General features: G+C 41.4%; 26 protein-coding genes. 4 read left to right on the top strand and 22 right to left on the bottom strand.

Annotated elements, in window-relative coordinates; translation table 11 throughout:
- The first annotated feature begins 40 nt into the window (after positions 1-40).
- The 3 genes from D0C36_RS04790 (at position 41) to D0C36_RS04780 (ending at position 2483) form a co-directional block, all read left to right on the top strand.
- A complete protein-coding gene (locus D0C36_RS04790; RefSeq protein WP_158557078.1) occupies positions 41-430 on the top strand; it encodes a response regulator in 390 nt (129 codons plus the stop codon).
- A 98-nt stretch (positions 431-528) separates the two neighbouring features.
- Positions 529-1653, top strand: a complete 1125-nt coding sequence (gmd, locus tag D0C36_RS04785; protein WP_117390411.1) for a GDP-mannose 4,6-dehydratase — start codon at positions 529-531, stop codon at positions 1651-1653.
- A gap of 47 nt (positions 1654-1700) precedes the next feature.
- Entirely contained in the window at positions 1701-2483 is a 783-nt protein-coding gene (locus D0C36_RS04780) for a polysaccharide biosynthesis/export family protein (RefSeq protein WP_117390410.1), read from the top strand.
- A 43-nt stretch (positions 2484-2526) separates the two neighbouring features.
- Here D0C36_RS04780 and D0C36_RS04775 read toward each other — a convergent pair whose 3' ends face one another.
- From D0C36_RS04775 to D0C36_RS04710, 13 genes are all read right to left on the bottom strand, one after another.
- Positions 2527-4551 (bottom strand): right-handed parallel beta-helix repeat-containing protein, encoded by a 2025-nt coding sequence (locus D0C36_RS04775; RefSeq protein WP_158557077.1) that lies wholly within the window; start codon positions 4549-4551, stop codon positions 2527-2529.
- 110 nt (positions 4552-4661) lie between these two features.
- Positions 4662-5351, bottom strand: a complete 690-nt coding sequence (locus D0C36_RS04770) for an acyltransferase (protein ID WP_117390408.1) — start codon at positions 5349-5351, stop codon at positions 4662-4664.
- 28 nt (positions 5352-5379) lie between these two features.
- Positions 5380-6570, bottom strand: a complete 1191-nt coding sequence (locus D0C36_RS04765; protein ID WP_117390407.1) for a glycosyltransferase family 4 protein — start codon at positions 6568-6570, stop codon at positions 5380-5382.
- A gap of 39 nt (positions 6571-6609) precedes the next feature.
- Complete coding sequence (locus D0C36_RS04760; protein ID WP_117390406.1) at positions 6610-7608, bottom strand: glycosyltransferase family protein; 999 nt, start codon at positions 7606-7608, stop codon at positions 6610-6612.
- Positions 7609-7617: 9 nt separating this feature from the next.
- Positions 7618-8925 (bottom strand): glycosyltransferase, encoded by a 1308-nt coding sequence (locus D0C36_RS04755; RefSeq protein ID WP_117390405.1) that lies wholly within the window; start codon positions 8923-8925, stop codon positions 7618-7620.
- A gap of 20 nt (positions 8926-8945) precedes the next feature.
- Entirely contained in the window at positions 8946-10229 is a 1284-nt protein-coding gene (locus tag D0C36_RS04750) for a hypothetical protein (RefSeq protein WP_117390404.1), read from the bottom strand.
- Positions 10222-11454, bottom strand: a complete 1233-nt coding sequence (locus tag D0C36_RS04745) for a glycosyltransferase (protein WP_117390403.1) — start codon at positions 11452-11454, stop codon at positions 10222-10224. Before D0C36_RS04745 ends, D0C36_RS04750 begins: the two co-directional genes overlap by 8 nt.
- 4 nt (positions 11455-11458) lie before the next feature.
- Positions 11459-12838 carry a lipopolysaccharide biosynthesis protein gene (locus D0C36_RS04740; protein ID WP_117390402.1) on the bottom strand — a complete coding sequence of 460 codons (1380 nt, stop codon included), beginning with the start codon at positions 12836-12838 and terminating at the stop codon, positions 11459-11461.
- 27 nt (positions 12839-12865) lie between these two features.
- On the bottom strand, positions 12866-15238 hold the full coding sequence (locus D0C36_RS04735; RefSeq protein ID WP_117390401.1) for a GumC family protein: 2373 nt from the start codon (positions 15236-15238) through the stop codon (positions 12866-12868).
- 57 nt (positions 15239-15295) lie between these two features.
- Positions 15296-15781, bottom strand: coding sequence for a PssE/Cps14G family polysaccharide biosynthesis glycosyltransferase (gene pssE, locus D0C36_RS04730; protein WP_117390400.1), 486 nt, complete (start codon positions 15779-15781; stop codon positions 15296-15298).
- Positions 15781-16644 carry a glycosyltransferase family protein gene (locus D0C36_RS24765; RefSeq protein ID WP_233524415.1) on the bottom strand — a complete coding sequence of 288 codons (864 nt, stop codon included), beginning with the start codon at positions 16642-16644 and terminating at the stop codon, positions 15781-15783. Before D0C36_RS24765 ends, pssE begins: the two co-directional genes overlap by 1 nt.
- A 186-nt stretch (positions 16645-16830) precedes the next feature.
- Complete coding sequence (locus tag D0C36_RS24480) at positions 16831-16986, bottom strand: hypothetical protein (protein ID WP_158557075.1); 156 nt, start codon at positions 16984-16986, stop codon at positions 16831-16833.
- Positions 16987-17587: 601 nt separating this feature from the next.
- Positions 17588-17983: a hypothetical protein gene (locus D0C36_RS04710; protein WP_117390397.1), complete on the bottom strand. Its 396-nt coding sequence runs from the start codon at positions 17981-17983 to the stop codon at positions 17588-17590.
- A gap of 307 nt (positions 17984-18290) precedes the next feature.
- Between D0C36_RS04710 and D0C36_RS04705 the strand changes: the two genes are divergently transcribed.
- Positions 18291-18857 carry an ABC transporter ATP-binding protein gene (locus D0C36_RS04705; protein ID WP_117390396.1) on the top strand — a complete coding sequence of 189 codons (567 nt, stop codon included), beginning with the start codon at positions 18291-18293 and terminating at the stop codon, positions 18855-18857.
- A 64-nt stretch (positions 18858-18921) separates the two neighbouring features.
- On the opposite strand, the gene istB is transcribed toward D0C36_RS04705, so the two are convergent.
- The 9 genes from istB to D0C36_RS04665 all read right to left on the bottom strand — a co-directional run bounded on the left by istB (position 18922) and on the right by D0C36_RS04665 (position 25458).
- On the bottom strand, positions 18922-19668 hold the full coding sequence (gene istB / locus D0C36_RS04700) for an IS21-like element helper ATPase IstB (RefSeq protein ID WP_117390395.1): 747 nt from the start codon (positions 19666-19668) through the stop codon (positions 18922-18924).
- Positions 19669-19687: 19 nt separating this feature from the next.
- The gene (locus D0C36_RS24760) at positions 19688-20467 is read right to left on the bottom strand and encodes a Mu transposase domain-containing protein (protein ID WP_233524414.1); all 780 of its coding nucleotides are present in this window, start codon (positions 20465-20467) and stop codon (positions 19688-19690) included.
- Positions 20461-21216 carry an IS21 family transposase gene (istA, locus tag D0C36_RS24755; RefSeq protein WP_233524413.1) on the bottom strand — a complete coding sequence of 252 codons (756 nt, stop codon included), beginning with the start codon at positions 21214-21216 and terminating at the stop codon, positions 20461-20463. Before istA ends, D0C36_RS24760 begins: the two co-directional genes overlap by 7 nt.
- A 169-nt stretch (positions 21217-21385) precedes the next feature.
- A complete protein-coding gene (locus D0C36_RS04690) occupies positions 21386-21631 on the bottom strand; it encodes an endonuclease/exonuclease/phosphatase family protein (RefSeq protein ID WP_117390394.1) in 246 nt (81 codons plus the stop codon).
- An 8-nt stretch (positions 21632-21639) separates the two neighbouring features.
- Positions 21640-21882, bottom strand: a complete 243-nt coding sequence (locus D0C36_RS04685; RefSeq protein ID WP_147321932.1) for a hypothetical protein — start codon at positions 21880-21882, stop codon at positions 21640-21642.
- 381 nt (positions 21883-22263) lie between these two features.
- On the bottom strand, positions 22264-22620 hold the full coding sequence (locus tag D0C36_RS24660) for an SDR family NAD(P)-dependent oxidoreductase (protein ID WP_199501964.1): 357 nt from the start codon (positions 22618-22620) through the stop codon (positions 22264-22266).
- A 188-nt stretch (positions 22621-22808) separates the two neighbouring features.
- Positions 22809-23327, bottom strand: a complete 519-nt coding sequence (locus D0C36_RS04675) for a DUF4142 domain-containing protein (protein WP_117390392.1) — start codon at positions 23325-23327, stop codon at positions 22809-22811.
- 44 nt (positions 23328-23371) lie between these two features.
- On the bottom strand, positions 23372-24478 hold the full coding sequence (gene tal / locus D0C36_RS04670; RefSeq protein WP_117390391.1) for a transaldolase: 1107 nt from the start codon (positions 24476-24478) through the stop codon (positions 23372-23374).
- Positions 24479-24510: 32 nt separating this feature from the next.
- Positions 24511-25458, bottom strand: a complete 948-nt coding sequence (locus D0C36_RS04665; protein ID WP_117390390.1) for a manganese catalase family protein — start codon at positions 25456-25458, stop codon at positions 24511-24513.
- Positions 25459-25651 lie beyond the last annotated feature (193 nt).

The raw sequence follows: 25651 nt of genomic DNA, 5'->3' as shown, positions 1-25651 counted from the left end.
CCAAACCTCTTTTATTTTTTAAACCTCTAACATTTACCATGTGCAGAATTTAGTAATCATTGATGACGACCCGTTCTTTCATTTTATAATAAAAAAACTGATGAACAGGCATACCTCGTCTACAACGGTAACCTACAGTTGGGATGTGATGTCGGTAATTGATTTTTTAAGGAATAATTATAACGATCCATTAAAGCTGCCCGACTTCATATTTGTTGATTTAAATATGCCGGTTTTTAGCGGATGGGACTTTATGAAGCTTTACAACGACCTGCATAAAATAATTTACAAGACCATCAAAATTTATGTTGTTTCTTCATCAATCGACCCTAATAATATGAGGAAAGCCTTGAGTTATCCTTTCATATCTAATTACATAATAAAACCTATTTCATCGGAAAAAATAGAGGAAATACTAACCTCACTATGATGCTAAAACATTGTAGAATTAGAATTTTAGGTTTAACACGAACATTGATCCATAAATAATTCATCAAACTATAATTACTGAAAAACAGCCTACAATATATGATAAAACCACAAAAAGTAGCATTAATAACGGGTATCACCGGGCAAGATGGTGCATACTTAGCTGATTTACTGTTAGCCAAAAACTATATAGTGCACGGTATTAAAAGACGTAGCTCATTATTCAACACCGATAGGATAGATCATTTATACCAGGACCCGCATGATGATGACCAACGTTTTATTCTCCATTATGGTGACCTGTCTGATTCTACTAACCTTATCAGAATAATTCAACAGGTACAACCTGATGAAATTTACAATTTGGGGGCAATGTCTCATGTTAAGGTAAGTTTTGATACGCCCGAATACACAGCCAACGCCGATGGGATAGGTACCCTAAGGTTACTTGAAGCCATTCGTATATTAGGATTAACTAAGAAAACTAAAATTTATCAGGCCTCAACTTCTGAGCTATATGGTTTGGTACAAGCTGTACCCCAATCAGAATCCACCCCTTTTTACCCAAGATCGCCATACGCAGTGGCAAAAATGTATGCTTATTGGATAACTGTAAACTACCGTGAAGCATATGGAATTTTCGCCTGCAACGGTATTTTGTTTAACCATGAAAGCCCTTTACGTGGCGAAACTTTTGTAACCCGCAAAATTACCAGGGCGGCGGCCAAAATTGCTTTAGGGCTACAGAATAAACTTTTCCTGGGAAACCTTGATGCGCAAAGAGACTGGGGCCACGCAAAAGATTACGTGGAAGCGATGTACCTTATACTGCAGCAGGATACACCTGAAGATTTTGTAATTGCAACAGGCGTAACTACCCGTGTGCGTGAATTTGTGCGCTTGGCATTCGCCGAATTAGGAATAATAGTAAAGTTTGAGGGCGAGGGTGCTGATGAGAAGGGGGTTGTGACGGAATGCAACAATCCGGATTACCAGTTAGAACCAGGAACTGAAGTTGTTGCCGTAGATCCGAAATATTTCAGACCAACGGAAGTAGACCTTTTAATAGGCGATCCAACAAAATCACAAACCAAACTTGGCTGGAAACCTAAATATGATTTGCAAGGCCTGGTAAGTGAAATGGTAGCGGCTGACCTTGAACTTTTCCGCCGTGAAAAAGTATTGAAAGACTCTGGCTACTTAATAAGAAATCAATTTGAATAGCTCGTTATAGTTAAAATTATTTTATTCATCACCCTATAAAAAACAGCATGCTCAAAAAAATTAAAAGTTTTAACAAGTTTATATTATTGGCCTTTTTAGGCCCGGTAATATTATCATCTTGCGCATCGTACAAGAAGATCCCTTATTTTCAGGACCTTAGCGTAAAAGATAAAACCGAAGAAATAACCAATTATTCTGCACACACCATAGCACCTAAAGACGAATTATTGATTCATATAGGTAGCTTAAGTCCCGAAGGGGCATTAGTGTTTAATAATAACATGCAAACCGCCACTAATGCTGTTAATACACCTGTATATGACTATCTTGTAAACGACAAAGGCGAAGTAAATTTGCCTATCATCGGCCTTACAAAAGTTGCCGGTATGACCACCGATGAATTGAGTGCAAGTTTGAACGAGCGCCTAAAAAAATACCTGAAAGAACCCAGGACATCGGTAAGGTTCCTTAATTTTAAAGTAACGATTATGGGGGACGTTGCACGGCCGAATGTTTACAGCAGTACAAGCGAGCGTTTAACCGTTCCTGAGGCGCTAAGCTTGGCCGGAGACCTGAACGTTACAGCAGCGCGTGATGTATTACTTGTAAGGGAAATAAATGGTAAAAGGGAATATTATCATATTGACATGACTTCAGCCAACCTTTTTGAATCGCCATATTATTACCTGAAAAGTAACGATCTGCTGTATGTGAAGCCGGGTAAATTGAAAGTAAGCACGATTGAAACTGCCGGATACAGAAGAGCAAGTTTGATCATTGGTATCTTGTCGGTTTTAGCTACATCTGCTTATCTGATATTTAACCGTTAATAAAACGGATAAAGGCAATTTAAAGGCCGGTAATATTGTGGGCTCAATTATCCCATAATATCACTGGCTTTTTTATTACGCAGTTTGGCGATTGCGATAGCAGCAGCAAGGACTTAAACGGCGCTATCTTTACATTGCCTGTGTAAGTTTTACCTGTTATATCTTTAAATATGCCATTAAGAGATATGGTTTGCTCGGTAAGCTTATTGTTGTACTGGAAACTTGCACTGATATAGGTGGGGCTATAAAATGTTGAGTTTTGATCGGTCTTGGAAATCGTTTTCCAGCCAGTCAGATCGCTTATTGTACTGGTTGCCCAATTGATAGCTGTGGTAACAATAGATTTAGTTGCGGAGAGTGATCCGTAAACCGCGTTTGTTGAAGTGCCGAACATTTGAAAATCTGTTACTGAGCTATTATACCCAACAGACTGGAACAGCATCCCTAATTGTTTATTTGTTTTATTAACCAGTGTGTTACCACTCATGGTGACCCGTTTACTTTTACCGGCCAGGGAAGGTACATTGTCGTCATACACTATAAATAGCTGGGCTAATCCGTTATCGTATGAAAAATTATCACTGAAAACCACATCGTGGCAATTATGTAAATAATATCCGTGCGTTTTGCAATTGGCGACGGTATTACCGCTTACGGTAATGTTAGATGAATTATCGTCCAGGTAAATGCCGCTGGCTATCTCGTAATCAAATAAATGACTGCCAACTGAATTAAGTACTATATTATTGCTAATAACCCTATCAGCATAAGCTATTGCCTCGCGGCCAACGTAGGTATATATACCACCGCCGTCATCTAACACAGCACACGCACTATCCACAAAATTATTGTTAACTACGTAGCTGTGTCCGTTAACCTGTATGCCGTTATAGCCAACATTGGTAAGATGGTTATATTCTACCTTATTTGATTTGCTTAAGCCGAGGTCGCTTATCACTATACCGCTGTATGCACCTTTGTTATACTTTCCACCTGTATCGTTCTCACCCGCACCAGCAACTGCGCCTGATCGGTATATAGTGTTTGAACTGATGGTGCTGTTGCTTGTGCCATACCAGCAGGCAATTGCTGTGTTGTTGCAATCTGTAATATTATTACCGGTAATGGTAAGGTTATTAGAGTGTCCAAAATCAATGGCGTTGTCACCAATTGCTTTAATATTACAATCTCTTATTACGGTATGGTCTGCTCCGGTGCCTGCAAACGCAGCATCCGCCCCCTCAAAATCTATCCCGATAAAACTATTACAAGGGGTTTCTGAAGATACGCTAACCAACGTGGGTAAACTGCTTAATTTTACAGCGTAGTCTGACGGATTTGAGCCGGCGCCAAAAAACACACTTACGGTTTTTGTTGCCTTATCATAACACCAGTCTCCAAATTGCGACAGGCAATTAACGTGGTTTTGAATAAAGTAAGTATAGCCGTTAACCGGTTCATAATCACTATCGCTTTGGTAGTTGAAATGACCGCCTGCCTGAGATATAATATTACCCTTTGACCATACAAAATGCGCAGTGCGTATCACAATTTCGCCACCAACAAAACTTTTGCCCCCCGTAAATTTGGCATCAGTGATTGATGATTTTTGGGTGTGGGAACTGTATGTATTAAAAGTATTTTTGGGAAACCTTCCCAAGTGTTCTACCTTTCCGTTTATAGTAAGGATACCTGGCATTTTAGTTAGAGCAGGGCTGGTAAAGCTCCATATCCCGCCACCTTTATTAACCCAGCCGGAAGCCTTTATAAAACCAGATATCAAAGGGTTGGCCCCTGTGCCATATGAACTCCAGGTAACCGGATTTGAACTTGTGCTGTAGGAAGATCTATTAGGAATAATTGTACCGTACCATGACGCGCCTTTGATAAAAAGAACCTTATCGCCGGGCATTAAAACAGCTTCATTTGCTTTTTTTAATGTAGCCCAGGCCTTATCAGGGCTTTTTCCGCTGTTATTGTCGTTTCCTTTAGAGTCTACGTAATAGGTAGTGCCGTATGCTTTAACTATACACAAGAAAAAAATGGCTATACCTATAATCTTTTTCATAACCGGGGGGCAATGTCTCATCCGCACTTCAAAAGAGACAAATTCGCAATTTTGAACCTGCAAATACAATGCACTTACAAGTTAGTATTTATTTATTGTTGAAATATTACCTACATCCGCTCATGGGCCCAGCTAATGTTTTTTTTGATAACCTTCGCGGGTATGCCCCCAAGTATAACGTTGCTTAGCCCGGGCGACCTTGTGACTATCGCTTTTGTTGCTACAACACAATTATCGAGTATGGTTACGCCCTTAAGCACGGTAGTATGGGCGGCCATCCAAACCTTGTTTCCAATTACTACATCTTTTGCATGGTTTATCCTTTCTTTGTTGCCAAGGTCAATAATGGAGTGCGAGTCGCCGCACCTGATGTCTATCCCGTAAGCGAAAAGACAACCGGAGCCTATCGTGATCTTGGAATTATTTTCAGTTACCGCCAACTCGGCATGGTGTATCACGGTATCATCTCCAATAGATATCTTACCATGATTATCTTCTACCCAAAGCGTGCCTCCATCCTTAAACTGTACATTTTTACGTAAATGTATAAGGCAATTGTTTCCTTCAATAAAAATTTTCAAGTTATTTAACGTAACTCCTTTTTCAACAAGAATCTCATTGTTGTTACCATTAATGGTTATATGGCATTTGATCACACCGCTTAGCGGAGAAAACAATACTTTGTTGTTTTTTCCGGAAATATTTTTACTTATCCTGTCATTCAGGAGTTTGTTAAAGAGCCTTACTAATTTTACAACCGTTTCATTTTTTTTTAACGCACTTTTAATTTCACTCATCATCTTCACCTCCTTTGTTTATTATTTGTGTTTACGTTTTAAGAGTATCCCATCCTGCTATATTATTACCACCTGCCCAATAGTTGATAACCATTGATGATAACAGGCTTGATTTTCCGGGTTTTGATTTTACTTTTATGATCCCATCCAGCAATTGGTCGCCCATTTGTTTGTAGCTCATTTCCTCAATTATCTGAAGCGACCTATCTGACATTCGCGCTTTTTCATCTTCATCAAGATGGACGAACCGTTGTATAGAACCGGCTATTTTTGAAACGTCCAGAGGGTCAAAACTAAAGCCGTTCCCGCCTTCTTCTAAAAGGCTTTCAGCTGCATTAACAGTATCGCTTAATATCACCGGCAGGGAAGCAGACATAGCTTCATTTACAACCAGGCCCCAGCTCTCTGTAAGGCTGGGCAACACCAATGCATCAGCATTAAAATAATGCTCAATTACGGCACTGTTATCTACCGCGCCTAAAAATTCCACGTTTTTAAGCTGCAGGCTTTGTTTTAACGTGGTCAGGTTATCTAACAAAGGTCCGTCACCTATGATCTTTAATAAATAATGCGGATGTTTTTCTTCAACAAGTTGCCAAGCCATCAAAAGGCGTTCGAGGTTCTTAACCGGAACAAGTCTTGCAACGCATATTAAAGTATTGTGGTTTAGTTTTTTCTGTCCCTTAGTTTTAAATTTTTGGTTGTCTACACAATTAAGTCCATAAATAAATTCGATGTCCTTATTGTGATAATAACAATAATCTGCATAGTATTTTTCTGTCGGGAACCAAAAACCATCAACCTGGCTGGTGATCAAGTTTTTAACAGACTGCACCAGAAAATTCCGTTTCACCTGGACAACCTTCATATCATCGAACATAATAAACTTCTTGTTGTTTTTCTTTGCCCATCTAAGGCCAAGTGCACCCGCATAAAACACAATTGATGACGATATGATAACGTCTGGTTTTAACTTATCGAGGTGATGAAACACACCTTTGGTGATCTGTTTTTTAGTAAGTTGGTCTGAGCGGCGGTCTGGAAAAATAAGTTTCCAGTAATTATCCTTTTCGTTTGCCTTATCGAAAGCATACGGAGAGCCTTGCCCGAATATTTCGATTGCAAACAATTCAATATTATTAGCTGCAAAAAATGCATATAAATAACCTATTCTGCCTTTCCAATAGGCTTTCAAATCATTTCCGAGGATAACTACCTTCATGTAAATTCCTTACGGCCTTTTTTACCAAGCGACCGACTATTAATTTTTTAAAATGTTCACTAAAAATTTTAAAAACAAATTCCATGTAGTACGCTCGGCATATACTTTCATTTCCGCCTGCTTTATCTCTACATAGCCACCCTGCAGTACTGATAGAAGCACTTCCAGGTCTTCCAATGAATTATAGGTATAAATAAGCCCCTTTTGGCCAAATTCTTTAAAAGAACCTATGTTAGGGCCTATCATTTCTTTTCCCCACCCAATTGTTTTACATAAGGCAGCCGAGCTTAAAACAGAAGGTGAGTTGTATGTAAATAATATATATTTTGATTTGGCAAACAACGATCTTAACTCATCCTCAGGTATTGTCTTGTTAGAAATGGTCATGTTAGGAGTAATGCTGTTGTTTACCCTTTCGTAATATTCTTTAGAAGGAAACGCACCTGCTATCAAAATGTTCAGGTCGGTATTGGTGCCTTTTTTTGAATGGAACTCCACAAACTCGGCAATGCCTTTATATTCGAGCATTTTTCCCCAAATTAACAGATCATATTTGTAAGGTAATTCCGGGGCGATGGGATTAAACTGTTCGATAGGATGATCGAATGAATAAAATTTTTCCAGGTTATTATATTGGGTGTTTGGGGTGTGGGCCACGATGTAATCGGCGCGGCGGCGCATCATGCCGGCTATGAATTTTTTATGGCGGATAGCCCTTTTTGTGTGCGATAAATTATCGTGCACAAACCAGAGTACCTTTATATTCAAGATTTTCGAAAGTGGCAGCAGGACCATTAACAGGAAGGTTTGCAACAAGGCAAACCGGCGGTCGGGCAAGTCTTCTATCCAGTTGAAATAGATGATATCTGTTTTATGGATCTTCCTCAGGATATCAATAATGCCCAAAGTGGTTGGTTGTTTATTAACCACCACAAATTCTTTTTCCAGCTCATTAATTAAATTCCCAATATAGTTGTTCCCGTTAACCGGGAGGTTATCAGCAGTAATGGGGTATAAGTAAATGGCCTTACGTTTCATTTGCGTGCTTTATTGAATAAGTGACCGTAGCGTTTCATTAAACTGGCTTTTAATAGCCTGCGAAGAGTGGTTTTTTGTCGCAACTTCAATTGCGCGGCTTGCCAAAGCGACCCGTTTTTCCTTACTTTTTATTAACGTTGCCAAACAATTGTATAGTGCTGAAGGATCGTTTTTAGTAACTACTGCCGCCCAATTTTCTTTTTCGGCATAATTAACTAAAGCTGTTTCTTGTGGGGCAAAAACGATGACCGGCGACCCGCTTATCATGTACTCTGTAGCTTTAGTTGGCATAGAATAACCGATAAACTGCAGTGATTTTTCCGAAAAATCATAAGGGAGGATCAGGAAATCAGCTTCTGAAAATGTTTTTGGCAGATCTTCATAGCTGACAAAGCTTTTGTGATCAACACAATCAAATTCGTCTATCCACTCCGGGCGCTGCTTGGTTTGTATCACAAATCTCAATGCAACCTTCAGGTCGGTGTTAGTTTTTTGAACGGCCTTTGCTACCAATTTTAATGAACTGTCTATCCCTAAACCAACCCTGCCGGCATAAAGAAGCGTTGGGGTTTTAGGCAGGTCGTAATTATTTCGCTGGAACCTGCTCCAAAATTCGAGATCTATCGGGTTATGGAAGGTCGTAAAGTTCTTTTGGTATTTAACCTTATAAACTTCGGCCATTTTGTGACTGATGCTCATTAGGACCGAGGATCTGTTCAGCAATTCGCGAAACTTATATTCATCCGCCTTCCTTTTACTGCGGGTAAGTAATTTATTCCCGGTAGCAATTGCAGGCCAATCGTCCATCATGTGAAATACCATTGGCTTTTTTAGATGCTGCTGTATTTTTAACACCAGCAACACGCCCTCGCTATCGTGGGCCTGTGCATAAATTATATCGGGGTTATAATTGGTCAACCATTCGGATAACTCCGAAGAAATACCTGTAGAAAGTATGCGGTGATAAAGCCCCAGATATTTTAAGGCCGGATAAAAATAATTCATAATCAACCGCGACCTTAATGTTGGTTTAGCTTCATTTTGGGCCGGTGTAGCGTTATTGTTGTCAACATCAATTATGCCGGAGTAATGTTTATTGTTAATAAGGTTAAGTGGAAAAGAAAACTTACGTTCCTTGTGGCCAAGTTGGTAATAAGTATCGCATATACTATTGTCAACACCGTTTAACAAATAGCTTTGGCAAATAACAGCTATTTTATCTTTTTCCCAGCCCGAGAAAAGGTTGCTGAGTGTTATGCCCCCGCCGGTATGGTTATTAAAGGCCTCATTTATTATTAAAACTTTTGGATTGCTCATGGTAGTTGTTAAAAAAGGACTTATGTAAATTGCTGAGGCAGTTTTTCAACTATTTTAAAGTAGGCCTGCATTACATTTTCAGGAGTTTCCCTTAGGCTCTTGTTGTAACATATCCCTACAGCGAGCCAAACCAATATGTAGTTTAAATTAAATGCAAAACCGGTGGTAGGGTACAAGCTCACAATCCATAAAAGGATCCAGACACCGGCAGCCTTTGCCAACTGATTTTTTGAAAAGAATAGCCCCTTAATTACAGCAGGTATAAGGATAGCTAATAACAACCCTAAACTTATTATGCCGCCTTTTAAAATGATGTTGAGGTAATCGGTCTCAATAACCGAGCGGAAGCCTGTTTTATCGTCCTCATCAATGTTAGGGCAGTAATAGTTTCCGTTTAAACCTCTTCCTATGATCCAATCGGTGGTTTGCATATCACTATAAAAACAGTCTTCAACCGGTGTCCTGGTATCTTCATCTTTTCTCTCCTTTACAGAATGAAAAAGGCTGCTGTTGTTAAAAAATGCTATGCCAAAAACCATCAACATGGCACCCATCAAAGCAGAAAATAATACCAGGATGAATTTCTTTTTAGATTGCAACACATATATGATGTAAGCGAACAACATAGGGCAAGCCAGGGTAAATATTAGCCCCCTGCGTGCCCGCAAAATGGCGAATAGTAAACCGGTGATAGCAATTAGCCAAACGAAGATCTTTACTTTTTTTGATTGATAATTAAGGCACAACAGCAGGAAAGTACAAGGCAGGGCCAAGTTTTTTGTAAAGTATTCTACCAGCGTCCTGCTATCGGTATTGGAGATATCCCTGTTAATTAAACCTTTGATAAATAATGCATCGTAGAACAAGTAAAATATCCCTAAAATCACAATTACGTTGAATGCCTTCTTGTAGCTTAAAATATTTTGGGGGAATAAGAGCACGAGCGGAACAAAATAAGCGAATATGCCAAACCAGCCGTCGAAGAGATAATCTTTCATGGATTGCACGTTGAAAACAAAGCCCCGCGATATAACCGTAAGCAACCAAAACAGATATAAGATATAAGTTACCCTAAGGTAAACGCTCTTTATTTTAAAGTCTGCTATAAATATTGCGGCAGACATAAAGCAAACTATTGCCACTGATTGAATTGCCTGGCTAATGGTATAATTAGCATTTGGCGAGCCGGTGTACGTAACACATAAAGTATAGGCAGCAATACCTATCCAGAAAAAGTTAAGTGCTTTTATCTGTCTCTTATTAACATAAGAGCCAATTGATTCTATAGGGACATTGTTAAACATTTGCAGGGTTTAGTCCACGCCAAAACTCAATATGTTTTTCTACCACGGCCTGTGTGCCATATTCTGGCGTGGTAAAGCCTTTGATCTGGTTATCCAAACAATATTTGATACCGGCTACAAGGTCGTCTGCATCTCTATATTTAGCCAGGTAACCGTTTTGTTTGTGCAGAACAAGGTCTGGGATACCGCCAACGTCAAAAGCAACTACCGGGGTGCTGCAGCTTAATGCCTCGAAAATTGTGTAAGGAAGATTATCTGCTAAAGAAGGGGCCACGAAAACATCTGAAGCATTATAAACAAGCGAGGTGGTATATTCATCCCTTAAATAACCCATAAATTTGGTTTTAAAAGGAATAGCTTTACTAAGCGCCTCATTATGCGAGCTGCCGAATATTACCACGGTAATTTTGCGGGAGCTGTTATCAGCAAATATGATCTCCAGGGCCTTTTGCAGGTACGCCCAGCCTTTGTAGGCATCGGTAACTGATACGGCACCAAAACTGATCACCGTTTCATCCGGGTCGATGTTCAAAAATGCTTTAGCCTCGCGTTTGTTTGCAGGCTTAAATATTGTTTGGTCGAGCGCATTTCGCACAAGGTACATCGGTTTATTACGGGTAAGTGCCGATTGTTTAATACAATCAAGCAGCCACTTGCTCGGCGACATGAAATATATATTCTGAAATGCCGAATAAAGCTTCATTTTTTTCTCAAACCCTTTCCATGACAGGTCGTGATTTTTCTCTCCCGGGAACATTGGGCAGTTATGACAATGAGACATATATTTTTCGCACGTGAAAGCTTGGTGACAACCACCGGTGATCGACCACATATCATGCAAAAAAAACACTACAGGCTTATTTAACTCAAGTATTTGCTGGATACTATTGAAGCTTAAAAACCCGTGCAAAACCCAGTGTACGTAAATTACATCGGCATCTTTTAATTGTTGGAGCTTTGCTACGTTAGAACCAATAAAAGGGTAGGTGAATAAGCCCATTTTTTTGTCAAAGTTTCTGGTAGCATATTCTTGTAACTTTAAATCAATTTTAGAATAAAGCCTCTCTTTAAAGCCAACAGAAGCTATAGGCCGTTTTTTTATCAGATCGGGATAAAGTGACAAAACAGACGACTCGATACCGTGATCTAAAAATGCCTTGTTAAGCCGCATTGCAGCGCCGCCGGCTGATTCACTTGTGTGTTGTAGTTGAACTATTTTTGTCATATCTCTATTTGGTCCAGATTCCTTTTTTGTTTTTAACTATTATTTGGTAATACTGTATGGGCGCCATGATAATCCCGTACAGATTTGCAATAATGGAAGCGATAAACAAAGAAGCCACCCCCGCTTTAAAATATTTGATCAGTAACACAGCAACTGCTATGTAAATAACAGGGCTGAATATCGATGTCCAGAACTGGAGGCGCAGCGCACTTATACCGTTCAGGAAGTTTACATACTTAGACCCGAATATCGTGAAGCTTACATAAACAAAGCCCCAGAAAGAAAGCCAAAAACCTATATCAACCTTGCCTTTACCCAACCATAATGAATATATATAGTTAGAGAAAACCAGCATAAGGAGGCTTACCGCGAATAAAAGAACATTCAACAGATTGTATTTTTTCATGCTGCTTTTTATCCACGAAAAATCCCGCTGAGCATAGGCTTCTGTGGAGGCCGACCAAAAAGGCGTTAAAAATATGGTGAATAGCATGGTAACCATTCCGAAATATTTGTAAACAATGTTATATGAGGTTACTTCTGAAGTGCCAAAATTTCTTGCGATGATGATATTGGCTGATTCGAATTGAATTACTGCAGCTATTTGTATAATGAAAAAAGTTAAACCTAAATTGAACAAGCCTTTTGCATATGAGAAATTTATCTTTGAAAACTTAGGCCTGTACTTTTCATATTTTCCTTTAAAAAACAAAATATTGGCGCTGATAAGTGCAAGTAAAGGCGACAGGCATAAAGCCAACCCTAAATTGATTAAAGAGCCTTTAGTTGTTTTAACAAGTACAACTATAACAATCAGTGAAATGATTTGCCCCAATACATCTATCATAGCTGATTTTGCGGATTGCTGATCAGCAATTGCTATAGTGGTTACAACGCGTAAAATAAATTGAGCGCAGAAATAAGTGAAAACGATCATGGCCAGCAGGGATACTTCATGTTTCATATCCTGCGGTACTTTTAAGATAGATGCCCAATCAAGAAACCCGTTTATGATCAAAAATATCAGCCAGAGCGATACAAAAATGATGGTTAAAACAGCATAGGTAGTACTGATGTACATCTGCACGCTTGAATCATCATTATTAGCTTTAGCTTCGGCATATTTATTACGCAACCCGTGCGTAAGCCCGATGTCAAAAAAACTGAACCACCCGACTATCGAGCTCAATGTTAACCATATCCCGTAACGCGAAGGATTGATATAATTGATGGTTAAAGGCACCAAAACCAGGCTGATAGAGATACTAACCCCTTTTATGAGGAAAGAAGTGATTATATTTTTTTTTGCCTTTATGCTTCTGCTTTGTCCCTGATTGATAAATTGCTGGACAAATTTTAAAGGGCTGGCTATCCGGGTTAACATGTTATAAAAGTTAGCTTAAAAGTGTGACTAAAACCTTTTTAACAAATCGGCAAACCGGAATTTATTGCGGTTGTGATTGCCTTGGTTCATTTCCTGGTAATACTCGTTTCCATAATTGTGACCATAACCATATCTGCCTTTCTCAACGCCGTTAAATATTAAATTCATGGTTTGGAAATTGCGTTCAGCACCAAGAGATTTGATAAATGGCAGCAATGATTTAAACGTGACCCCCTGGCGGATAATGTAGAAAATACAATCGGCAAATGATGCAACGATCCTGGCATCAGTAACCAGGTTAACCGGCGGCGTATCAATTATAATGTGCTGATAGCGAGCTCTTAATTCGGTTATCAATGTGCTTAAGGTTTTCTGCTCAAGTAATTCAGAGGGGTCTGCCGTTGTAGTTCCGCTGCTGATGATGTCCATGTTTTGATGGTCTGGGCAGGGTTGAATGATATCTGAAAGGTTTGCTGTGCCATTCAAATAATCGGTTATCCCCAATTTGTTTTTAGGCAGGTCAAACAGTTGTGAAATTTTCGGTCTTCTCAAGTCCATCTCCAGCAACACGGTCTTTTTTCCCGATGCTGAAACAACGCTTGCCAGCTTACTGCTAAAAAAGCTTTTTCCTTCATTTGATATACTGGAGGTGATCACCGAAACCCAGTTCGTAGCTGTGCTGCCCTTTAACAGATGCAGGTTGGTGCGCACGCCCCTAAATTCTTCTCCTAACTGTACGTTATCACCATCAAGCTTTATCTTGTCCCCAACAGCTGCTGCGTTTGATAGTTCTCCAAATATTCTCTTGCCGGTAAAATTTTCAATTTCCCGGCCTTCGGTTATCCGGTTTGAAAGTATATTCCTTACAGTGATAATACCGAACGGGATCAATAAACCGAAAATAAAAGCGACACCAAAAATTAGCAGTGCTGCCGACGACTTTGCTGAGCCCGAGTACGCATAATCAACTATGCTTGCGTCTGGAAGTGTGGATGCGTAATTAAATGAAATTTCCTCCCGCTTTTGCAGAAGGTATACATACAGGTTTTCTTTCGTGGTTTTTTTCCTTGTTTTATCAACAAGCTCACGTTCCTGCACAGGTATGTCTTTAATGGTTGACTCGAATTGTGAACCGTATGATTGCAGTTGGCTTTTAGAAGCCATCAGGGATCTTTTGATATTTCGGATGTTATCCCTTATTTCAACCTTTAACGATTTGATCTGCTGATTGAGAGGGTCAAATACGGGGTTGCTTTCGGGCGTGGTGGCTAACAACTTGTCTTTTTGAGACTGAACTACCGATAGTTTTTCTATCAAGCTATTTAGCGCCGGATAGTTTGGCCCTAATGATGCCGAAGCGCTTTGAATGCTTTGCGAGGAGTTTAAGTATTGCTCAATGCCTTCTACAACATTTAGCTGCACATTTACATCATTCAGTTTATTATCATTTAACTGCGCATTCTCTAAGTAAACTTTAGATTGCGAAGAGATATCTGTTAACCCTTTGCTTGAGCGGTAACCTTCTACCTGTTTTTCAGAATTATTTAATTCACTGGCAAGCGTAGCTATCCTGGCATCTAAAAAATCTAAAGTTGATTTGGTTAGCTGATTTTTTTGAGCAACAACACCACTGTTGTACGATACAATTAAATGGTTTAAAACATCTTTTCCACGTTGTTCAACTTCATCTTTAATAGTGAAATTGATTACCGGTACCGTTTTATTCGGAATTTCTGCTTCAATAGCTTTCTGATATACCTCAGAAACTCTTTCTACATTGTTTAAAGTAATAGTTAGGGTAGTGCCGATATATTTTTGCAGGTTTTTTGTTGGAATTAGTTTCCAGGTGCAAAAACTATTTGCAAGTACATCATAAAAACGGAACTCCTTTAAAGAACCATCAGATTTTATTAAGTAGAACGATTTATTATCTTTAATTTTTACTCTAAAAGAGCGCTTGTCAAAAGCGCCGATGGAATCTACGACTTTAAAAGCAACAGGTGTAGAAGCATACAGATCGTCGCCCGAAGATTTGCTACCTTGTTTATAATTGATCCATAACCCAAGGTCATTGACAACCTGTGTGGTGAGTTTTCTGGATTTCAAAACTTCCAGTTCATTTTCAGCTAATTTAGATTGAGCTGTAAGATCAAGCTCTGATAATTTTTCCTGTGCAGCAGGCGCTTTTTTGTCATCTTTTATGATTACAGTGGCCTTAACAGTATAATAGGATGCTTTATGTTTTATAAAGTAAACAGCAACAGAAAGGGTGATGATCAAACAAAGCACAAAAAGCGGCCAGTGATAAAAATAGATGTTGAGACTATCCCTAAAATTAGAGGACGTGTTTTTTTCATCTTTGTTTGTTATGGGAAATAAATCAGAAATCTGTGCACACATAATAAAAAATGAAATGATTATGATTAAATCGATCTATCACAAAAGATCTTGAACCCGTTATTTGGACTTTATAAAATCATTCAGCGATTGAATAATTTCGTCAGATGCTACATCCGAGATGGTGGCACGGATATTTAAATTATCAGGCCACATATTTTTAAACAGTGTTTTCAATTCATCGCTATCGTAAGCAACATACACATAGCCATTGGCTTCCATTTGCTTGGCCGTACCAACCTGATGATCGTTCCTGTGCTCATTAAATGCGTATTGTCTTGGCATTACGATGATCGGCTTCTTTTTTACAAGGGCAGATATGATCGTTCCCATACCTGCATGGCTAATGATCATATTTGCTTGCTTAAAATACTGATCAAATTCCTGCGATGAAAGGAAGTCGACAACTTCGACATGTTTAGCTTTATAACGAGAACTTAATGCCTGAACAACAAACTGAACATCAGGATGCATTGATGCGATATCATCTACCGCCTCTATAAGCCTGTCGAAAGGTAATTGGGTACCGGCTGTTACAAATACCATTATAGTAAATTACCGCTGTAAACAATCTTGTCATTAGAAAGGTGCTCCCACTGCGTATACACACGGTCAGCTACCTTCAAGGCTATGCGTCCGCTTAAAGATAGTTTTTCCACGTTTGCAATACTATCGATCCAGATGGTTTTTGCACCAAGAATTTTCCCAACCACTATACCCATTAGGCCCGGTGCAGCACCGGTTGTGATCACCACCCTGGGTTTTAATAATATAACACGTCTTAAAACAGCAAAAAAACATTTTATAAGGTCGAGCTTCCTGTCTTTATTTGCATCGGGAACGTAATAATGTTTGCTGCCTTTAACCTTGGTGTCCATATTGCGGGTGTTAGATATATAAGTCACGTCGTGCTCTTTAAATAAAGGGCTTAAACGTTGCAACTCAACCCAGTGGCCGCCAATTGATGCAATTGCCAAAACCGTTGCAGAACGTTCGGCAGGGTCTATCTGCATAAGTTTTTCAATAGTTGAATACAGGTACCGGCTTAAGGCAAACATCAATACTACAAGCCCAAGAACGAAGTAAGTGAATTGGGTTGGATAGCTGTACGGAACAGTAATTTTAGTATATAATTCAAAAAACAAGCATAAAGCCAATATGCTTCGCCATGTAGCCCGTTTTATATCCGCCAATTTGTAAACCGTGTATTCGTTATAAACCCTAAACAAATTTGTAACTAAAACCCATATAGCATTAAGCGGCAAAACACTATGTAAATAAATATTCTCGTTGTATTGATTGCCGTATTTATTAGATAGATAAGTGCCTACAAACAGGCACATGTTGAGTAATAAGATGTCACTTAGGCTCAGAAAAAAACGTAAGATATCAAGTTTCTGTTTTTTCATATCATCAAGTGTAGATTAAACAATTGCTGATACAAACGTCCGCTTTTTACGTTTAGCCATCAATAGCCCTATAGGGCTACAAATTATCTAAAACATTTGATTTACAGTATGATATTAAAATACCGCCAGGGTGTAGATTAAAGAATATCCTTTGAAGCGAGAAGATGATAGAAGAGTATTTCAGTATCAGAATACCAGATACACCAGATATAAAAGCGCAGCCGCAAATAAATTAGCTACGATCAAAACGATCACTGTCCTGCCAGCTACATCGGTAGGATTTTGGTTGACGCCAACAATTCGCTCAGCACCATCTAAAAATAAAGCCTTTGCTCTTCTCATTGAGATTTTATACGGAGATACAGATCGCATAGTTACAGCAATATTGTTAAAATCTTATTTTCACAAAAAAATAGGCATAAAAAATACAATAAGATAATTATTTAGCTCTATTATGCTTTGATATTAAGATATTAATAAAAAACGAGTTTACGCTGTTGCTAAAAGTACGAAACTGGATAACGCCATTATAATTGCACAACAGTTAATTTTGCCGTTTGCATTTATCAAATACACATTGAAGTTGTATGATTTTTTATTAAATTAAAAACATTATAAGGATAAAATTGCTCATATATCAGTAAATTAGGTTTTTAAAAACAAAATTTATAAAAAAATAAGATTTATATGAATAGTCAAATTATAGATTTTGCAAGTATCGGTAATTTTATTACCACACATTGGTTATGGATGCTGGCAGCGCTAATTGGCAGTTCGATAGGATGGTTTTTAGCTTTTGTGACGCACTCAAAGCCAATGAAGAGGCAATTTTAAGCATCCGTAACATTAAGATATTTTTTTCTGGATCTTTTATAAAACAAAAAAGCCGCTTAAGCGGCTTTTTTGTTTTTGTTATAGTGATAACGTCGACAACAACGTGTGCCTAATTAGGCACAACGTAAATAAATTCAGCCGTATGTTTGCCATTATTGGTCGGAGTTAAATTTATTTTCCCGAGGTCTTTTCCAAGGTAGTGTGCAAATATCGTGAACGAACCCGTTTTCGAATCAGCATTAACTTTGATGGTATCTCCCGCTGCTGGTGTAAATCCAAATTCGAAATTTGCATTTTGGGTAGTATTTAAGATGCTGTACGGCGCAGCATTAACGGCATTGGGCTTAATTTGGTTGATAGTGATGTTATAGGGCTCGTTTTGGTAATAAGCTATTACTCTGAAAACCTTATTGGTCACATCGTAGGGTTTAACATCGTCAATCGGTCTGCAGGCAACGTGTAAGGATATAAAAGCAAGGACGATCAAGTAAAGTTTGATTTTCATAGTGGTTTGATTAAGAATACTGTGATGGCTATCCGGCTTTGGATAGTTAAATGATTGTAGCTCCTAAACTACTTTTATTTCCAACGATTTATACAAGTTATTGTTTTTCTTAATATGTAATTAAGTCAAATTCCTTGTAATTAAATTTTAAAGTAACGGTTTTTGTTTTGTAATGCTACAATCATGCTAAAGGTATGCAGAGTTTTCTAAACTCACTCAATTGTCATAAACCCCGCTTTTCATAAACTTTTTATGATTCCGGGTAATTATCAGGGTTGTCAATCGTCCAAATAAAAAACAGCAATAAGTGGATTCTATTTTAAAGATCAGCCATCTCGGAAAAAGCTACCAAAACGCGGGCCGTGCGTTAGTGGTACTCGATGATATCAATTTTTCTATCTCACCCGGTTCAACCAATGCTATAGTAGGCCCTTCCGGAAGCGGCAAGACCACTTTACTTGGCCTTTGTGCAGGTTTAGACCGCTCAACAACAGGCTCGGTAGAATTGAACGGGATCGCGCTTGACAAGCTTACAGAAGATGAGCGTGCCGAGGTAAGGAACCGTAACGTAGGTTTCATCTTTCAGAATTTTCAGCTATTGCCAACGCTTACCGCTCTGGAGAATGTAATGGTGCCGCTTGAGCTGCGTGGCGAGAAGAATATCCGCCCGTGTGCGCTGGAGCTGCTGGATAAAGTTGGCCTCGCTGATCGTGGTCACCACTACCCGCTGCAATTATCAGGGGGCGAGCAGCAAAGGGTGTCGCTGGCGAGGGCATTAAGCAACCAGCCAAAGATCTTATTCGCGGATGAGCCTGTATGTTATGGAGATGTTGACCACCCTGTTCCGGGCCAAATTGACCACTGGGTTAGCTGACTTTTGGGTTGCAGCAAATGCTATAAAAGCGTGTACAAAAATAGTTATTTAAAAGGTATTTCCATTAGTAGCTTTTTGCAGGTTCAACACTACGTTTTTTTCTCATAGATTCCCCCTTCAGTTCAATGCGATGCGCATCATGAACGATCCGGTCCAGGATCGCATCAGCAACCGTTTTTTCCCCGATCACCTCAAACCATTTGCTTACCGGTAGCTGTGAAGTAATGATCAGTGAGGTTTTGCCATGCCTATCCTCGATCAGCTCCATGAGCGCAGCTCTGCTTTGTGCATCAAAAGGCTGTATACCGAAGTCATCCAGTATAAGCAGCTGTGTCCTTTCGAGTTTAGCCAGTTCTTTGATATAAGAGCCGTCTGCCTTCGCCATCTTCAGTTTAGCGAATAGTTTGGGGGTACTGGCATAGAATACCCTGTAGCCCAGCATACAGGCCTGGTAGCCGATAGCAGAAGCCACATAACTTTTACCAATGCCGGTACTACCGGTAACCAGTACGTTTTCATTTCGGTCAATGAAGGTACAGTCTGCCAGGCGCATGATCTGGTTGCGGTCGATACTTCGTTCGGCATGGTAATGAACGTCCTCTACAGAGGCTTTATAGCGGAACTTGGCATACTGTATTGTCCTTTCTATACGCCTGTTTTGCCGGTCGTCCCATTCTGCATCTACCAACAGAGCGAGTAGCTCATCCGCTGTATGATCGTTAGTTTTACCTGTTTCCATGCTGCTTTTGAAAGCATGGAACATACCGAAGAACTTCATCTTCCTCATCTTTTCTAATGTACTTGTGTTCATGTTATTTGTTGTTTAATGGTTATTTGTAATAGTCTTTTCCCCTAATATTATCGTGGTTAGGCATCGGCAGCTCATCGGCAAACAAGCTTTCCTCATAGCCGTCCATCTTATTCTCCAGGATGGTTTGTATGGTTTTATAGTTGTAAATACCATAGCTGAGTGCACGCTGACAGGCCATTATTAATCGCTCGTTACCTGCTTTCTTGGCAAAGCCAAGTACGCCCAGACAGGACTTGTAAGCCTGTTCCGGGTGCTGTTTGCGGTCAAGTATCTTAAGGATATACAGCCTGACATCCTCATGGATGGAAGCAGCCCATTCTAAGAACTTATCAGGTGTCCAGTCGGTTACAAAGCGGTGCGTAGTAGCCATGTGGTCTTTGTCGGTCGTATAGCCATAAGGGTTCTTTGCCCGTTTGTGCAAAGCAATGCGTTCGTAGTTGGAGTAGATCTCTACGATGGTACTGGAATACAAAAGCTTAACCCGCTTGCCAATGAAGCGATAAGGCACACTGTAATAGTGTTTATCCGGGCCGAGGTTGACATGGCCGTTCTTGATCACTTTAGCGTAGAAGTGCTTTTTGAACTGATAGGGCAGGACAGGCAATGGCATCAGGGTATGCCGCTCGATCTCTTCGAATTGTAGCCTGCGGCTGTAGTTGCGACCTTTAAGCAATTGGCTGTTTTGGGTTTCCAATGCTTGCCAGATAGCTGTATTCAACTCTTTTAAAGAATGATAGGTAGCCCGGTTGATCGGTGCATAGATCTTGGTATAAATGATCTTAACGGCACCTTCTACCAATGCTTTATCACGCGGGCGGTACGCCCGCGCTGTAGTATGGTAGTGCCGTAATGATCTGCAAAGTCCTCGAACGTTTCGTTCAAAGTGGGCTCATAGCGGCTGCTTTTGGTTACGGCAGCCTTCAGGTTATCGGGGACAATGGCGGCAGGAACGCCACCGATAAAGTGCAGAGTGTTCTCACAGGCCGCGATAAAGTCTTCCTTTTGCTGGCTCATAACAGCTTCAACAAAGGTTAACTGGCTGGCTCCGAGGATAGCCACAAAGACCTCTACTGCAATAACTTCACCGGTATCCTTATCGGTATAGCTTAGCTTTTCGCCTGCAAAGTCCACATAAAGCTTATCACCGGCTTTGTGATCCATATGCATGGTCGGGTTGACCCTGGCTTTCCACTGGTTATAATAAAAGCAGAATTGACTGTACTGATACCCGCCAGGAAACTCTTTATAGTAGGCCTCCCATAGGATCTGCCGGTTCATGACGGTCTTTTTAAGCTCTTTATCGACGTGGGGGAAACAGCGCAGCATGGACTGCATACGTGCGTTAGGTGGGTGTTCTTTAGACTTTCCGAACAAATCTTCCAGTTCTTTGTCGTTCAGTGCATTAACCTCATCAAAGGTGAGGCCGCTGGCTTTGAATGTTGCTACATACTTTTTTACCATGTTTCTCGATGCATCAGCCTGGGCAGCTATGGTCATTAAAGGCCGCTGCTGGCTATACATCTTCAGTATCTTTCTGATCTTACTCATGCTGATTGTTAAGTTTGCCATTCTTAGGAAGGTGTATTTGCCCTCAAAAGATGGTCTCTTTTACAGCATTTGCTACGACTTTGCGGTGGTCAGTTTGCCCCGGAATCAGGTGGTCAGTTTCGCCCGGAATAGATGGTCAGTTTGTTCCGGAACATAGTGGTCAAGTTCATCAGAATCTCCACCTGGTCTCTTGGATCTCGCCATACCTGGAGAGGATGGCTACACCGTTCCAGCTTTTTTGCCCCTGCCAGATCGAATGGTAACCTGCTTCGAGCAGGGCTCGTTCAGGGAACTTATGATCTTCTGTTTTCAATTCCTGTAAACACACAACATCAGGCTGCGCCTTTTCAAGCCAGCGCACCAAATTGTATATACGGCCGTTAATCCCGTTGATATTATAGGTAGCGATCTTCACGCCAGAACCTATTCTTTGATCACGGCATCTGTGGCAACTTTTGCCACCTTTTTAGCAATAAAAGTTTTATGATCGATAAAATCAGCTGCAGTATCACTAATACCGTCTTTTAATCTGCGTGCTAGCTGGTCACGGTAAACTGCGCCTTTATCGGTCAGTAAGAGCCAACCTAAACCGATGCCCGCTGCAACGCCGACAGCAATTCCAACGATCAAACCGGTATGATCTTCTTTTTCAAATGGATTTTTCATATTGATGTAACACAGCAGGATAACTAATGTTCCAACCACGCGGGTGATATAGTTCAGTATCAGAAAAGATTCAAATCAATATCGTGATAAATCTTTTCAAATACAGGATAACAAATCCTGTTGTTTTAAGCCGAGCCCAGTAACAGCATCGATTTACCTGAGTATACCCACACCGATGCTAATTATTTAGCGAGCAAACGCACACAGTTGATCCTCGCGGCTTTGGTTTGTGCGTAGTCATACAGATCAAGTGTCGGGTCAGCCGCTTGCTCTGAAGTTGTTCCGATAATGGTGGAACCTGGCGATAAATGCGGCAGTGCGGCTTTGATGATTCAAAAAGGCGCATAGATATTGATTTTCATCGTCCAGTCGATCTGCTCTTTAGAGATAGCCAAGATCGAAGCATGACTTTGCTGACGGCCAGCATTGCTGACCAAAATCTAAACCGCCAATTTTTAACGGCCTCTTAACGAGTTTGATACAGAATTGTTCGTCGCGAAGATCGCCTGGGATCGCGACGGCTTTGACGCCTTCCTTTTTCATGAGTGCGATTGCCTCTTGTGCATCAGGTTCTTCGATCGGGTAATAGTTGATGACTACGTCTGCACCTTCACGGGTGTAAGCGATTCCAGCTGCACGGCCGATGCCCGAATCAACACCAGTGATCAATGCTTTGCGCCCTTTTAACCTTCCTGAACCTTTGTAACTCATTTCACCGTGATCGGGCTTAGGGTTCATTTTAATGGCTAACCCGAGCCATTCCTGTAAACGGTAATTGCGGATATTTGGTCATCGGAACTTCCAATTTCTGATTTCCATAGTTGTAGGTTTTGCAGCAGCCAATACCGGCGACACCGCTACAGCTGCCAGTGTAGTACTTAACCCGGCGACTGCCTGCCGCAGGGTGACCTTAAGATCGTATTCCGTTATGCGCCGAGTTCTTTTAAAATCCGGGATGTAATAGCGATATGCTCTTTAAAAACAGTCAGCGATAAGGTAGCTAAATGCCTGCCCTGATTTTCCGCAGCGCCGGCCAGCTTTCCTTTACTGATATAATTTTGTGCTAAGTCGCGTAAAAATTCGTGGTTTTCTAATTGCGCCTTGATATAAATTTTATCAAATTCAGGACCCGCAGGTGTAGATTTGATTTTTTCCAAAGTGGCCTTGGCTTTAGCGTCCATCGCCGGTACTGGTGTGCCAAGGTCTTTTAGAACGCCTGTAACCGCGATCGCTTCACCTAATTCAAAACCCGCAAATTCTTTAGCGTTCTTGTTGGTAGCTTTACCTGCGGCGATCTGGCTGGTGGCCAGGGATAATTCGGCAGGGCCAATTACGCCCATGCGAAACTCTTTTTCGTTCGCTGCCACCGGGCTGCCTGGGTCAACTGCTGCTTCCGCTTGAAAAGACTGCAGCAAACTGCCTGCCAAGGTTAAGCCTGCGCTCATTGCAACAGACTTTTTGATAAAGTCAGAGGTTTGATGTTTTTTGACTAGTGAATTACAATCCGCTTGGCGGCAATTGCCGCCAGCATTTGCTGATAAGGTTCATTGAATTTGGCGATACCGGCAGTTTCCAATTCCGCCGCAACGGCTGTCAGGTCGATCCCGGCTTCGCTAAGTGCCGCGAGAATACCTTTGGCCCAGTCCGGTTCTCCCTGTAAGGACGCCGCCGGCTTGCCATGATCGCGAAACGCCGCAATGGTATTCAGCGGCGCGGTGTTTACGGTGTCCGGCCCGATCAGTTCATCGATATAGCGGGTGTCCCGGTAAGCCGGATTCTTGTTGCCGGTACTGGCCCATAATAAGCGCTGGGGTTTCGCCCCGGCAGCAGCCAGCTTTTGCCAGCGTGCTGAATTGAACAGTTCCTGGTACACCTGGTATGCAGTTTTTGCTAAAGCGATAGCCGCTTCGCCTTTCATTTCACCCAGGTCCTTACTATCCAGCACAGGGTCAAGCTGGATATCGATCCGGCTTAAAAAGAAGCTGGCTACGGAAGCGACTCGGCTGACATCCAGCCCGGCCTGCAGGCGCTGTTCCAAACCCTCGATATAGGCCAGTGCAACCTCGCGGTAACGTTCCAATCCGAAGATCAGCGTAACGTTAATATTGATGCCTTGGCTGATAGCCTCTGTTATGGATGGCAAGCAAGGCTGGGTGGCGGGGATCTTGATCATGACATTCTTCCGGTCAACCGCGAGCCATAGTTTCATAGCCTGCCGGCTGGTACTTTCGCCATCAAGGGCCAGAAAGGGCGACACTTCCAGGCTGACATAGCCGTCCGCGCCGCTGATCTCTTCGTTATATACGGGCGCGAAAAGGTCGGCAGCCTGCCGGATATCTTTGATCGCCAGTTGATAGAATAGATCTTCATCGTCGGGGTAATTGTCCGACAGGCTTGCAATATCGGCATCATAATCCGCGCTGGCAGCTATGGCCTGCGCAAAAATGGCCGGGTTCGATGTTACGCCCCTGATGCCATCTTCAGCGATCAGCTGTTGCAATTTGCCTGACCGCATGATCTCCCGGTCTATAAAATCCAGCCAGATACTTTGCCGGAAGTTGGTGTGGATCTGTTTGACCCTGTTCGTTGTTTCCATATAATTGTTGTTCCGGAGCCGGATAATTTTTTTTATTGAAGCTGGTTCGTGCCGGGGTATTCATTCCATTGTGCCACTCCTTTAGGTTCGGCATTCTTCACCTCCGCGCTTTTGAGCTCGCTCATTTGCTTATCCAGTTTGTCTTTGTCATTTAGTTCTTTGGTGAAGTCCTCAGACAGCTGGGTTTGGCCATCGGTTTCCTGCACTTGTTGCAATGGGTTTTCGACATAAACAAATTCTTTGCCCATGCCTTTGATCTCGCCCTCGTTCCAGGGACCGCGCACGGTACCGTCGGACAGGTTGTAAACATTCTGCAGGTACCGCGGGTCAGCAGCCAAAACGCCTGGCGGGAAGTTAGGCTGGATGCTGTTCAACGCCGCCTCGAACATCTTATAGTGGGTCACCTCGCGGGTCATCAGGAAAGACAGGGTTTCGTGGATATATGGGTCGTCGGTAAATTTCATGAGGTGCTCGTAAACGAGTTTGGCCCGTGATTCTGAGGCCAGGTTGGTCCGCAGGTCTACGGTCAGGTCACCATTGGAATTGATGTACGATGCGCACCAGGGAATGCCCTGGCTGTTTCGCGGTGTAGGCCCGCCGCCGGTAATGATCGGGAACTGCGGGTTAGCGGAAAGGGCGGCATGGATAACGCTTTCCTTTTCGGCTTTCCCGTTCATGGCAACCATGATCTCGCTTTGTTCGGCAGCATCTTTCAGTTCGCCGTTAACCCCTTTTAATAGCATGGTGATGGTTGCGCCTACAATCTCCAGGTGGCTGAATTCTTCGGTGGCGATATCCATCAGCATATCGTATTTATCCGGGTGCGGTTGCTTAGCCCCGAAAGCCTGGGTGAAATACTGCATGGCCGCAGCGAGCTCCCCGTTCTCGCCGCCGAATTGCTCTAATAATAAGTTAGCAAAGCGCGGGTCAGGGCGCGAAACCCTGGCATTAAATTGTAGTGATTTAACGTGGTGAAACATTGTTTATGATTTTAAAAAAAGTGAATGATCGCAGTAGCTAGCGGCTGGATGAGAGAGGGATCGTGCGTGTATTAAAGCAACCGCCGATGAGGCTGAATGTTTCAACTAAAAAGAAAATAATTTAACTATATTTTATCTACTGCTCAAAACAATATCATAAACTGTAAAGTTATTGGTTCACGATTTTATCTTA

The organism is Mucilaginibacter conchicola (genome assembly GCF_003432115.1).
GTDB lineage: Bacteria > Bacteroidota > Bacteroidia > Sphingobacteriales > Sphingobacteriaceae > Mucilaginibacter > Mucilaginibacter conchicola.
The sequence above is the reverse complement of the archived record's forward strand: the minus strand, read 5'-3'. Positions and strand labels throughout refer to the sequence as shown.

Excerpts from the sequence above, each read along its gene's own strand:
- D0C36_RS04755 (WP_117390405.1), bottom strand. The coding sequence starts at position 8,925 with ATGAGCAATCCAAAAGTTTTAATAATAAATGAGGCCTTTAATAACCAT.
- pssE (WP_117390400.1), bottom strand. The coding sequence starts at position 15,781 with ATGGTATTTGTAACAGCCGGTACCCAATTACCTTTCGACAGGCTTATA.
- tal (WP_117390391.1), bottom strand. The coding sequence starts at position 24,478 with ATGGAAACAACGAACAGGGTCAAACAGATCCACACCAACTTCCGGCAA.
- D0C36_RS04740 (WP_117390402.1), bottom strand. The coding sequence starts at position 12,838 with ATGTTAACCCGGATAGCCAGCCCTTTAAAATTTGTCCAGCAATTTATC.
- D0C36_RS24765 (WP_233524415.1), bottom strand. The coding sequence starts at position 16,644 with ATGAAAAAACAGAAACTTGATATCTTACGTTTTTTTCTGAGCCTAAGT.
- D0C36_RS04665 (WP_117390390.1), bottom strand. The coding sequence starts at position 25,458 with ATGTTTCACCACGTTAAATCACTACAATTTAATGCCAGGGTTTCGCGC.
- D0C36_RS24660 (WP_199501964.1), bottom strand. The coding sequence starts at position 22,620 with ATGAACCCTAAGCCCGATCACGGTGAAATGAGTTACAAAGGTTCAGGA.
- D0C36_RS24480 (WP_158557075.1), bottom strand. The coding sequence starts at position 16,986 with ATGAGAAGAGCAAAGGCTTTATTTTTAGATGGTGCTGAGCGAATTGTT.
- D0C36_RS04710 (WP_117390397.1), bottom strand. The coding sequence starts at position 17,983 with ATGAAAATCAAACTTTACTTGATCGTCCTTGCTTTTATATCCTTACAC.
- D0C36_RS04765 (WP_117390407.1), bottom strand. The coding sequence starts at position 6,570 with ATGAAGGTAGTTATCCTCGGAAATGATTTGAAAGCCTATTGGAAAGGC.
- istA (WP_233524413.1), bottom strand. The coding sequence starts at position 21,216 with ATGAGTAAGATCAGAAAGATACTGAAGATGTATAGCCAGCAGCGGCCT.
- gmd (WP_117390411.1), top strand. The coding sequence starts at position 529 with ATGATAAAACCACAAAAAGTAGCATTAATAACGGGTATCACCGGGCAA.
- D0C36_RS04775 (WP_158557077.1), bottom strand. The coding sequence starts at position 4,551 with ATGAAAAAGATTATAGGTATAGCCATTTTTTTCTTGTGTATAGTTAAA.
- D0C36_RS04780 (WP_117390410.1), top strand. The coding sequence starts at position 1,701 with ATGCTCAAAAAAATTAAAAGTTTTAACAAGTTTATATTATTGGCCTTT.
- istB (WP_117390395.1), bottom strand. The coding sequence starts at position 19,668 with ATGAACACAAGTACATTAGAAAAGATGAGGAAGATGAAGTTCTTCGGT.
- D0C36_RS04760 (WP_117390406.1), bottom strand. The coding sequence starts at position 7,608 with ATGAAACGTAAGGCCATTTACTTATACCCCATTACTGCTGATAACCTC.
- D0C36_RS04685 (WP_147321932.1), bottom strand. The coding sequence starts at position 21,882 with ATGAAAAATCCATTTGAAAAAGAAGATCATACCGGTTTGATCGTTGGA.
- D0C36_RS04745 (WP_117390403.1), bottom strand. The coding sequence starts at position 11,454 with ATGACAAAAATAGTTCAACTACAACACACAAGTGAATCAGCCGGCGGC.
- D0C36_RS04770 (WP_117390408.1), bottom strand. The coding sequence starts at position 5,351 with ATGATGAGTGAAATTAAAAGTGCGTTAAAAAAAAATGAAACGGTTGTA.
- D0C36_RS04750 (WP_117390404.1), bottom strand. The coding sequence starts at position 10,229 with ATGTTTAACAATGTCCCTATAGAATCAATTGGCTCTTATGTTAATAAG.
- D0C36_RS04675 (WP_117390392.1), bottom strand. The coding sequence starts at position 23,327 with ATGAGCGCAGGCTTAACCTTGGCAGGCAGTTTGCTGCAGTCTTTTCAA.
- D0C36_RS04735 (WP_117390401.1), bottom strand. The coding sequence starts at position 15,238 with ATGTGTGCACAGATTTCTGATTTATTTCCCATAACAAACAAAGATGAA.